Annotated in this window: 8 protein-coding genes; 6 read left to right on the top strand and 2 right to left on the bottom strand. The window is 67.8% G+C overall.

The genetic code is table 11. The annotated features are described in order from the left end of the window. Nucleotides 1-390: 390 nt before the first annotated feature. The 6 genes from HNH97_RS16385 to HNH97_RS16360 all read left to right on the top strand — a co-directional run bounded on the left by HNH97_RS16385 (nucleotide 391) and on the right by HNH97_RS16360 (nucleotide 7,411). Complete coding sequence (locus tag HNH97_RS16385) at nucleotides 391-1,500, top strand: hypothetical protein (protein ID WP_110914251.1); 1,110 nt, start codon at nucleotides 391-393, stop codon at nucleotides 1,498-1,500. A 194-nt stretch (nucleotides 1,501-1,694) separates the two neighbouring features. Continuing rightward, entirely contained in the window at nucleotides 1,695-2,723 is a 1,029-nt protein-coding gene (locus HNH97_RS16380) for a cysteine synthase A (RefSeq protein WP_171791605.1), read from the top strand. A gap of 345 nt (nucleotides 2,724-3,068) precedes the next feature. Continuing rightward, complete coding sequence (locus HNH97_RS16375; RefSeq protein ID WP_110914252.1) at nucleotides 3,069-3,788, top strand: response regulator; 720 nt, start codon at nucleotides 3,069-3,071, stop codon at nucleotides 3,786-3,788. A 101-nt stretch (nucleotides 3,789-3,889) separates the two neighbouring features. Then, on the top strand, nucleotides 3,890-5,581 hold the full coding sequence (locus HNH97_RS16370; protein ID WP_244949511.1) for an ATP-binding protein: 1,692 nt from the start codon (nucleotides 3,890-3,892) through the stop codon (nucleotides 5,579-5,581). 66 nt (nucleotides 5,582-5,647) lie between these two features. Continuing rightward, complete coding sequence (locus HNH97_RS16365) at nucleotides 5,648-6,226, top strand: YqaA family protein (protein WP_110914253.1); 579 nt, start codon at nucleotides 5,648-5,650, stop codon at nucleotides 6,224-6,226. A 192-nt stretch (nucleotides 6,227-6,418) separates the two neighbouring features. Further along, nucleotides 6,419-7,411, top strand: coding sequence for an SDR family oxidoreductase (locus HNH97_RS16360; protein WP_171791606.1), 993 nt, complete (start codon nucleotides 6,419-6,421; stop codon nucleotides 7,409-7,411). Between the two features lie 210 nt (nucleotides 7,412-7,621). Here HNH97_RS16360 and HNH97_RS16355 read toward each other — a convergent pair whose 3' ends face one another. Both HNH97_RS16355 and HNH97_RS16350 read right to left on the bottom strand, forming a co-directional pair. Beyond that, the gene (locus HNH97_RS16355) at nucleotides 7,622-8,521 is read right to left on the bottom strand and encodes a 4-(cytidine 5'-diphospho)-2-C-methyl-D-erythritol kinase (RefSeq protein ID WP_110914254.1); all 900 of its coding nucleotides are present in this window, start codon (nucleotides 8,519-8,521) and stop codon (nucleotides 7,622-7,624) included. Then, nucleotides 8,518-10,497 (bottom strand): tetratricopeptide repeat protein, encoded by a 1,980-nt coding sequence (locus HNH97_RS16350; protein ID WP_244949509.1) that lies wholly within the window; start codon nucleotides 10,495-10,497, stop codon nucleotides 8,518-8,520. The genes HNH97_RS16355 and HNH97_RS16350 overlap by 4 nt, the downstream gene beginning before the upstream one ends. Nucleotides 10,498-10,775: the final 278 nt, after the last annotated feature.

Raw genomic sequence — 10,775 nt, 5'->3', positions numbered from 1 at the left:
GGGCGGGACGGGCGGGACGGGCGAAAACCGCGTCCGCGTCCCCTCCCGCCGGGCGTGGTCACGACACCTGCCGCCACCCCCGGGTCCCTGCAACGGCTGGTCCATCGCCGGAATTATAAGCGTCATGACCTTCCCCACGTCCTTCGCTGCCATACATGGCGGCTGGCGTGACGCGTGCGCGGGCCTTGGGCCACGGTCGCCAGCACTGACGGAACCGTGGTCATGATGTTTTCCACGCCGCGCCATAAAACCGCCTTTATCCGGGCACAGGATGCGCAGTTGGGTATCTGCGCGATAGCCCATGGATGCGGCTGGACATGAAAACAAAAAGCTGCATTATATGTATGTTTATCTTCTTGCCTTAGAATTGCTCCCGCAGAGGTCTCGCCAATGCTCTCCGATGCCGTCAATGCGGCCATAGGCGATATCTATCGCTGCGCACTTGATGACAGCCTGTGGCAACCGACCCTGCATACGCTGTCACGCCTGCTTGGTGGCGTGGGGGCGGCGATCATCCCGACGGAACTGCACTCCGACCTGCGGTTCGGGTCCGCCCGGATCCCGGAATCCGACCACATGTATTACGACCACATGTGGCGGCACGATCCCTACCGGGCATATCTGGCGGGACATCGCCTGCCGCAGGGGGAACTTTCGGACATTTCCTTCCTCAGTGACGAGGAGGTGGCCCGCAATCCCTATTACCAGGATTTCCTGAACAGGTTTGGCGCCAGCAGGACCAACCGGTTCTATTTCACCGACCCCAACGGCCCGCATTTCGCCTTTTCGATCCAGCGCCCGCTGGGGCGCCCGCATGAAACCGGCGACGAACGCAGGCTGCGCCTGATGCTGGGGCAGCATGTGTGCCGCGCGATCTCGATGTCCCTGGGCGGGCGGCAGGCCAACGCCCTGGCCCACGGGTTTCGCGAAATGTGCGCCCGCCTGCCCACCCCCACCGCCGTGATCGGGCATGACGGCCGCGTCATCTTCATGAACGACGCGATGGAGCGGATGCTGGGTGACGGGGTGGTGCATACTGACGGGCGCCTGACCTGTTCGCACCGCGCCAGCGCGCGCCAGTTGGACGGGCTGCTGCGTGATGCGCTGTCCCCCTCGTCCGATGTGGCGCCCGGTCCCGAACGCTTCGTCATGGTGCAGTGTCCCTCCGGCCGGCCGCTGCTGGCGCGCGCGATCCCACTCCTGACGGAGGGGCGGGACGAAATGGTCCGTCCCACGCGCCCCATGGCGATGCTGGCGTTCCACAGGCCGGGGTCGGACATGCCCGACGTGACCGACGCGCTGCGCCTGCTGGGCCTGAACCAGAGCGAGGCGCGGCTTGTGCAGCAGGTGGCCAATGGCCTCCCCCTGAAGGAAGCGGCGCGGGCCATCGGCATTTCCGACCATTATGCGCGCTCCATACTGCGCAGCGTCTATGAAAAACTGGACGTGAACAGCCAGGGCAGGCTCACCGCCTTCGTGCGTGACCTGCCCACGCCCTGACCGCCGCGCCCATCATCTCCCCGGCATGACACCCACCGGCCCGCGCGGCATCGTGGTGTCATGGAGGTCATGGAGGGCATGGGCATCTTGGTTTCGGGCGGGCATTGGGGCACATTGCCCCATGGGTGCCCCCCGTCCCGATGACGGGGCCACATAATCCCGTCGCACGCAACAGATCCGAAGGTTCAGTCCTGATGGCCGACAGTCCCGCCTCCTTCCACCCCACCACCAGCGCGGGCATGACCGACGCGATCGGTCATACGCCGCTGATCCGCCTGCATCGCGCGTCCGAGGCCACGGGATGCGAGATCTTCGGCAAGGCCGAGTTCATGAATCCCGGCGGTTCGGTCAAGGACCGCGCGGCCCTTGCCATCATCAACGACGCCGAACGGCGCGGCGTGCTGAAACCCGGCGGCACGGTGGTCGAAGGCACGGCGGGCAATACCGGCATCGGCCTGACGCTGGTGGCCAACGCGCGCGGCTACCGCTCCATCATCGTGATGCCGGAGACGCAGAGCCAGGAGAAGATCGACTTCCTGCGCATGATCGGCGCGGACCTGCGCCTTGTCCCGGCCAAGCCATTCCGCGATCCGGGCAACTATGTCCATGTCTCGCGCCGCCTGGCGGAGGAAACGGGCGCGGTCTGGGCCAACCAGTTCGACAACCTCGCCAACCGCGAAGGCCACCGCCACACCACCGCACCCGAAATCTGGGACCAGATGGGCGGGCGCATCGACGCCTTCACCTGCTCGTGCGGGACGGGCGGGACGCTGGCGGGGGTTACGCTGGGGCTGGAGGACAGGGCGCGCGCCGAAGGTGTCGCGCGTCCGCGCGTCGTGCTGGCCGACCCCGAGGGTTCGGGCCTGTATGGCTGGGTCAAGTCGGGGGACCTTTCGGTCTCCGGTTCCTCCATCACCGAGGGAATCGGTCAGTCGCGGGTGACCGGCAACCTCGAAGGGCTGCATTTCGACGATGCCGAACGCATCCCCGATGCCGAGGCACTGGTCCAGATCTATGAACTGCTGATCCACGAGGGGCTGTCGGTCGGCGGGTCGGCGGGCATCAATGTCGCCGCCGCCATCCGTGTCGCGCGCGCCATGGGGCCGGGCCATCGCATCGCCACCATCCTGTGCGATGGCGGCGCGCGGTACCAGTCCAAGCTGTTCAACCCGACGTTCCTGCGTGGCAAGCACCTGCCGGTGCCGTCATGGCTGGATAAATGAAGCCCTGTCCGGGGACGGACTGAAACCATGAAAAGTTTTTGGTGAGGCTTTTTCCCAAAAACCTTCAGAAGGTGTCACCTTTTTAAAAACAGGGCGACACCCGAAAGACCTTTATTCCCTTCATCGACGGGTTCTTTCCAAAGAATCCCGAAGACAGGGGGCCGCGCCCGGGGATTGCAGTGTCCCGGGCCGCCCCGCCCCCATCGCACCGAGGGCAGTGGCATGCCCTCCCCGCTGCGCCTTTCCGTGCGTTCATCGCGGTGCCTTTCCCCGCACCGGCGCCATATTGCAACGGAGTGAAACAGCAGGTGTGAAGCCACCTCCTTTCCTCTAGGATGCCATGTCATGGACCCATTGCCGCATATCCTGATCGTTGATGACGACCGCGAGATACGGGAGCTGCTTGCCCGCTTCCTTGAACGCAACGAACTGCGCGTGACAACGGCACGCGACGGACAGGAAACGCGTCGCAAATGGACGGGCGGGCATTACCAGCTTGTGATCCTCGACCTCATGCTGCCGGGGGAAAGCGGGCTGGATGTCGCGCGCTGGCTGCGCACGCAGGCGGATGTGCCGATCATCATGCTGACGGCCATGGGCGACGATACGGACCGGATCATCGGGCTTGAACTCGGCGCGGACGATTACGTGCCCAAACCCTTCAACCCGCGCGAACTGCTGGCGCGGATCCGCGCGGTCCTGCGCCGGGTGAACGACAATCCCGACCCGCGCAGCACGGGCGCGCGCCGGACCCTGCGCTTTGCGGGATGGGAACTCGACACCGTGCGCCGTCGCCTGCTGAACCCGGCGGGGACGGAGGTGCCGCTGACGGGTGGGGAATACGACCTGCTGCTTGCCCTGCTGGAACGCGCCAACCGGGTGCTGACGCGCGACATGCTGTTCGACATGCTGCGCGGGCGGCAGGCCGGGCCGTTCGACCGCGCCATCGACGTGGCCATCAGCCGCCTGCGACGCAAGCTGGAGGATGACGGCCGCAATGCGCAGTTGATCAAGACGGTCCGGGGCGGTGGCTATGTCCTGGCGGCGGAAATCGAACGGACCTGACCCTGTTGCATGGCGCTTCCCCCCCGCCCCTGATCCATCCCGACGACATCGTTCCCGTGGCGGAGACGCCACCGCCGGGTCGGGGGGGGCGCGTGCGCGCGCTGCTGGGGCGGCTGCGTCCGCCCTCGCTCGCCGCGCGGACCAGCCTGCTGCTGATCTGCGGGCTGGGCGTGATCCAGGCGGCCGGCCTTGCGATCCATGCGCTGGACCGGCTGGATTTCGACCGCCGCATGATCGAGGAGAAATACCATACCGAGGTCGCGACCCTGTATCGCGGGATCGTGGAAACCGCGATCGACCACCGCGATGCGGAACTGGCGGCGCTGCACATGCCGGCCGGCTTTCATGCCGAACTGACGCCCGGCCCCGAACCCGACATGATCGACAGCCTGATGCATCCCCCCCGGGGCGAACACCGCATGGGCCGGATGGAGGGACCGTGGGGCGGCCCGCCTGAACAGGGGCCGGACGGCGGACCGGGTGGCCAGATGGGTCGTGGCGGGATGCCCGCGGACAGGAACGCCGCAGGCACTGCTGCCCCCGGTAACACCGGGAACACCGGACCCGGCAATGGCGGCCCGGACCACGATGACCGGGGCAACGGTGGTCGGGACAATGGCGGTCGGGGCAACGAAGGGCCGGGCAACGGGGCACCACGCTGGCGCGGGCGTGATGGCGGCCCGCAGGCATTTGGCGGCGGCCGCTTCCCGTGGGGCGGTCCGCCATGGGGCGGGGGGCCGCAATGGGGCGGTGGCCCGCCGCTGCCGATGAACCTGCGCCCGCTGCAGGTCATGGTCTCCCCCTCCAACCGGGAGGGACGGCAGCGTGCGATCGCCTTCCTGCTGCCGGACGAGCATCGCTGGCTGACGATCCATTACGTCATGCGCCGGCCCAATGTCTTTCGCTCCCCCACCTTCCCGATCGCCTTCATCCTGATGACGGTGGCGGGCGGCGTGCTGATCCTGTGGGGGGTGCGCCGCCTGATCGCGCCGGTCGGGACGCTGGGTGCGGCGGCGGAGGCGCTTGGCCGTGACGTCAACGCGCCCCCCATGCCGGAGGATGGCCCGCTGGAGGTCGCGCGCGCGGCCATGGCGTTCAACACCATGGCCCGGCGCATCCGCCGCTTCCTGTCGGACCGCACGCTGATGCTGACGGCCATCGGCCACGACCTGCGCACGCCGATCACACGGCTGAAACTGCGCGCGGAGTTCATCGAGGACGAGGAAATGCAGCACCGTTTCCTTGCCGACCTTGACGAGCTTGAGGCCATGGTCGCCGCCACCCTGTCCTTCGGGCGCGACGCGGAACAGCGCGAACCGATGCGCGCGCTGAACCTGACGATCCTGCTGCAGACCATCCTTGACGAGGCCGCCGAGACCCATCCCGACCTGGCGGAGGGCATCGGCTTCACCACGGACCCGCCCGACGTGACGATCCATGCGCGCCCCGTCGCGCTGAAACGTGCGCTCAACAACCTTGTGACCAACGCGATCAAGTATGGCGGCAACGTGCGTGTCACCCTGTTCCCGCCCGAACCCGGCGGCCGCAACGACCCGGACGAGATGGTGACACGCCTGTGGATCGAGGATGACGGCCCCGGCCTGCCGCCCGGCGACCTGGAGCGCATGTTCGACCCCTTTGTCCGGGCGGAGGAAAGCCGCAACCGCGAAACCGGGGGCACCGGGCTTGGCCTGTCGATTTCGCGCAACATCATCTGGGGGCTTGGCGGTGACATCCGCCTTGGCAACTGCAGCCCGCACGGATTGCGTGTGACCGTCACACTTGTCTGCTAGGGTGGTGGCCACGGCATGCCATTTCCCATCCCGTCCCGGCTGCCGAAAGTCGCGGGCCCCCGATCCATGCTTGACCGCCTTTACACACGCACGCTCCACCTGTCCGCCAGCCGCCATGCCGCGCTGTGGCTGGCGCTGGTCGCCTTTGCGGAGGCCAGTGTCTTTCCCCTGCCGCCGGACCTGCTGCTGATCCCGATGGTCCTGGCGCGGCGGGAGCAGGCCTGGCGCCTGGCCGCGATATGCACCGCCGCCAGCCTGTGTGGCGCGGTGGCGGGATGGTATATCGGCGCGTTCCTGCTGGATTACGTGGCGATGCCGGTTGTCCGCTTCTATCACGCGCAGGCGACGCTGGCGGGGCTTCAGGCGCGGTTTCGCGAATGGGGGGTGTGGATCATCCTCATCAAGGGGCTGACGCCGATCCCCTTCAAATTCGTCACCATCGCCAGCGGCGCCTCCCACCTGGCGCTCGGGCCGTTCCTTGTGGCGTGCGCGATCACGCGCGGGGTGCGGTTTTTCCTTGTCGCGGCATTGCTGCGGCGGTTCGGCGCGCCGGTACAGGCCTTCATCGAACGCCGCCTGCCGCTGGTGGCGGGCGCGTTCGCGGTGCTGGTCGTGGGGGGATTCGTCGCGCTGAAATATGTCTGACGCGCCACCTACGTACGATGTCCGGCCACGATATCGCAGCCGCCATGCCTTATGCCGGATAGGCTTCGGGCGCGGACGCGTGATAACATGCCCGCAACAGACGCCATCAACCGGATCATCCCGCGCCGCTGCCCCGTCTGGCACGGATACGGCCAGCGGGGAGCATCCATCACCTACACGGAGCCATTCTTCATGCCGCAACAGGTTGCTGTCATTACCGGTGCAGGGGCCGGCATCGGTCGCGCCACCGCCCGCACGCTTGCACGGGCCGGATGCGATATCGCCCTGGTCGGGCGCAACCGGGACCGGCTGAACGATGCGGCGGCGGAACTCCAGGCGCTCAACGTCCGCACGTACATCGCCTGCGCCGACGTGGCGGATGCGGCCGCCCTTGACGCGGCGGCGGAGGAAATCGAACAGGCGCTTGGCCCCATCACCATCTGGGTCAACTGCGCCGGGGCCGGCGTGCGCGGGCAGCTTGCCGCGATCACCCCGGACGAGATCCGCCGCGCGACCGAGGTCACGTACCTTGGCACCGTCAATGGCACGCGTTCCGCGCTGCTGCGGATGCGCAGGCGTTCCTATGGCACGATCGTCAACCTTGTCGCCCTTGCGGGACTGCGTCCGCCGCCGCTGCAATCCATCGAAAATGGCGCGCGCGCCGCGATCCGCACATTTTCCGAAAGCCTGCGCCCCGAACTGCTGCATGACGGGGACCGCATCCACATCGCGCTGGTGCACCTGCCGTCGATCAACACGCCGCATTTTTCATGGACGCGCAACCATACGGGCAAGCGCCTGAAGCCGATGGGCCCGGTCTATGAACCCGAAATCGCGGCGGAGGCGATCTGCCGCGCGGCGTTCGGGAAATATCGCGACATCTGGGTCGGCACGTCGGGGATCAAGTCGTGGGTGATCTCCACCTTCCTGCCCGGCCTGTCGGATCGCTGGCTGTCGAAGGGCGGCTATGCGAAACAGATGGAAAAGGTCGCGGTGGAAGGCAACGAACCCGACGACCTGTTCGGCACCGTCGCCGGGGCGTACGCAGCCCATGGCCGCTTCGACATGATCACGCGCAAGGGCGTGCCGCCGCTGCTGACGTCACGCCATGCGCAGGTGGGCACCGCCATCGCCGCGGCGGGATTCGCGCTGATGCTCGCCGTGCGCTGCCGTCGCCGGGGATAGGTTCTTTTCACGAATCAGGATGCAGGGAGCACGCTCCCTGCCGGGTCCGGGCAGCGACCGGGTGCTTCATGTGCCGATAAGCCCGCAGGCTCAGGGGCTTTGCCCCTGAAACCCCACCAAAGGGTATTACCCTTTGGAAACCATGACTTTTCATGAATCAGGGTGCAGGGAGCGCGCTCCCTGCCGGGTCCGGGAAGCCGCCCGGGTGCTTCAGGCGGCACGCCCGTCGCGATACAGGTCCCCGGCCCAGACCCACCAGCCCGGGCGGGCCACCGCATCCTGCGCCAGTTCGGCCGCCTGCGGCGAATCGAACAGGGCAAAGCAGGTGGCACCCGACCCGCTCATCCGGGCAAAGCGGCAGCCGGGGGCGGCGCGTAGGGCCGACAGGACCTCGCGAATCGTGGGACATACCTCGCAGGCCGCGTCTTCAAGGTCGTTGCTCAGTTCCGACAGCGTTCCCACCATCTGCGACAGCGTCTCCCACCGGGCGGGCAGGTCCGGGGCCGGGCGGAATCCGCCCTGTCGCGCACGGAACACCGCGGGGGTGGAGACGCTCATCCCGCAATTGACCAGCATCATCCCGCATTGCGGCAGGACCGGCGCGGGACGCAGGATTTCGCCAATCCCGCTCATGCGCGTGGGGACCTGATCCAGGCAGACCGGCACGTCCGCGCCCAGTGCCGTCGCGATTTCCAGCAGTTCGGCACGCGGCACATCCATGTCCCATGCCTTCATCACGCAGCGCAGGGCGGCCGCGGCATCGGCCGAGCCACCGCCGATTCCCGACGCCACCGGCAGTTCCTTGTGCAGCACGGCGTCCAGCGACGGCAGCGCCTGCGCCCCCGCACCCGCGCGCGCGCGCAGTGCGTCGGCGGCGCGGATGACGAGGTTGGTGGCATCATCACCACGCAACCCGGCGCCGAACATCCCGTCGATCCGAAGCCCGAGTGCCGCGCCACGCGCCTGCGCGACCTCCACATCCAGCACATCCGCCGCACCGGCAAACACCGCCACACTGTCCAGCAGGTGATATCCGTCCGCACGGCGTCCGGTCACATGCAGGTAGAGGTTGATTTTCGCATGCGCCGATTCGCTCTGGGTTGCCGTCACTTGTGTGCTCCGTCCTTCTTGTCGCCTGCTGGCCTGTTATCGGCAGGGCCTGTGGTCTGGGGATTCGGGGATGCCGCCGTGCCTGCCGCCGAAGGGGACACCGCAGGCGAAAATGCGGTGGAACCGGGTGCGGCCGGTGCGGGGGTGCTGGCCGGCGTGATGCGCAGGTCGGCCGGGACAGTGGCATGGGCGGGCGGGTGTGCCGCCGCCTGCGAGGCGGCATAGGCAAGGGCGGCGGTGATCTTGCGCTGGTCGGGGGGATCGGGATGGAACTGTGCGGCGTCCTGCCACGCATCCACCGCCTCCAGCCTGCGCCCCGACACCCAGTAGGCCACGCCAAGGTGATAGTTGATCGCGGGGTCCTGGGGCATCTGCTCCGCCGCGCGTTCCAGCAGCGGCAGTCCCTCGCCCACATGGCCAAGGCGCAGTTCGACCCAGCCGACACTGTCGCGGATCTGCCCGTCATCGGGCGACAGGGCCAGCGCACGGCGCAGGTAGTTTTCCGCCGTCGCCGGGTCATCCCCATGTTCGACCATGGAATAGCCAAGGTCGTTGAGCAGTTCCGCCTCGTTCGGGGCCATGCGCAGCGCCTGCGTCAGTCCCGCCTTCGCATGTTTCCAGTCGCCAAGCCGGTCATAGGCGATCGACTGCCCGAACAGCACGCGCCAGTCGTCCCCCTCCAGCGTGCCCGACAGCGCCAGCGCGTGGGTATAGGCCGACAGGGCCTCGCGCCACTTGCCTTGCCCCAGCATGATGTCGCCCATGTCGCACCACAGGGTCCGGTCCGTGGGCGCATCGCGCAGCAGGCCACGGATGATGCGCTCCGCCTCCGCCCGGTGGCCCAGCGCCATGTCAAGCTCGCCTTCCTCCGCGCGGATGACGACGGCCATCGGGTCATTGGGCGAAACCTCCGCCAGCACGTCGATCGCCTGCTGGTTCTCGTCCTCCGCATGGAACAGGGCGGACAGGAGGATCCGCGCCTCCGTATTGGCGGGATCAAGCATCAGCGACAGGCGCAGCATCATCTGCTCCGTACTGCGCAGGGTGGTGATGTCATGGTCGTGGGCGGGATGGTCCTCCCCCGGCTTGGGGGGCGGTGTCTCCGCCGCGTTCTGCTGGTCCATCAGCAGCGCCAGCAGGCCGTACGCCTGCGCCATGGCCTGCTGCGGGCTGGTAACGACGGGACGGCCCAGTGCCGCGACCAGCGCAGGCCGCGCGGGTTCCAGCGCCGCCATGGAGGCGATCTTGGCCGCGATCATGTCACGCGCCTGCGCCGCCCTGCCCTGCCGGTAAAGCCAGTGGGTCAGCACCCGCGTGGTGAACAGGTCGCCGCCCGACATGTCCAGCGCGCGGCGGTACAGCGTATCGGCGCGCATCGCCTGCCCGCCCATTTCCGCGATCAGGGCGGCATGCAGCGTATAGTACCCACCCAGCAGGTGGTCCGCCTGCGCGCGGTTCAGCGCCACCAGCGCGTCATCCGTGCGGCCCATCCCCTGCAGCGCCCATGCCCGCAGCAGGGGACGGACGATGTTCATGATGGGATCGTCCGGCGCCTTGTCATAATGGGCCAGCGCCCCGGCCCAGTCCGATGCGATGGCCGCGGCATTGCCCATCACCAGTTCGGGCACCACGCCGGGCGGCTGCTGGCGCGCAAGGCGGGCGGCGTCGGGACTGCCGGCAAGGATGGAATACAGGAACGCACGCTCGACAAAGGGGCGGTAGGATGGTGCAAGCTGCGCCGCGCGGGTGAAGGTGCGCGCGGCCTCCGCATTGTCGCCCTCGCTCGCGGCGATGGTGGCGACCAGCACGTTTGTCGCCAGGCTCTGTGTCACGGTGGGGGTGCCGGCGGGGCCTGGACGGGTGGTCAGACGGGAGGTCACGGGGGCGGCGGCGTGCGTTTCGCGGTTGGGAATAATGCCAAGCAGCGGTACAACGGCACCCAGCAGCGCCACGCGCCAGAAACGGGAGGACAGCATGAAACCAGAATCTAGCGTGTGCGCGGCGCGATGCCAAATGCCGCGCCCATGCGCCGCGCCTGCGCCCGCCATGCTGGTGCCTGACCCTGTGAATGCCCTGCCTGTCCGGGATGTATCCATCCGATGACCGATTCCCTGTCCCTGTTGCAACTGTATGTGGAATGGGGCGCGGACGAGGCGCTGTCCCCCTTTCCCGTGGACCGGCTGACCACGCCGCAGGCCAAACCACCCCCCCCCATACAGCGTGCGGGGGACGAGGGACATCATTTTTCCCATGC

Origin of the sequence: Gluconacetobacter entanii, from assembly GCF_013155425.1 — a bacterium.
In the GTDB taxonomy this organism is placed as follows: domain Bacteria; phylum Pseudomonadota; class Alphaproteobacteria; order Acetobacterales; family Acetobacteraceae; genus Novacetimonas; species Novacetimonas entanii.
The sequence above is the reverse complement of the archived record's forward strand: the minus strand, read 5'-3'. Positions and strand labels throughout refer to the sequence as shown.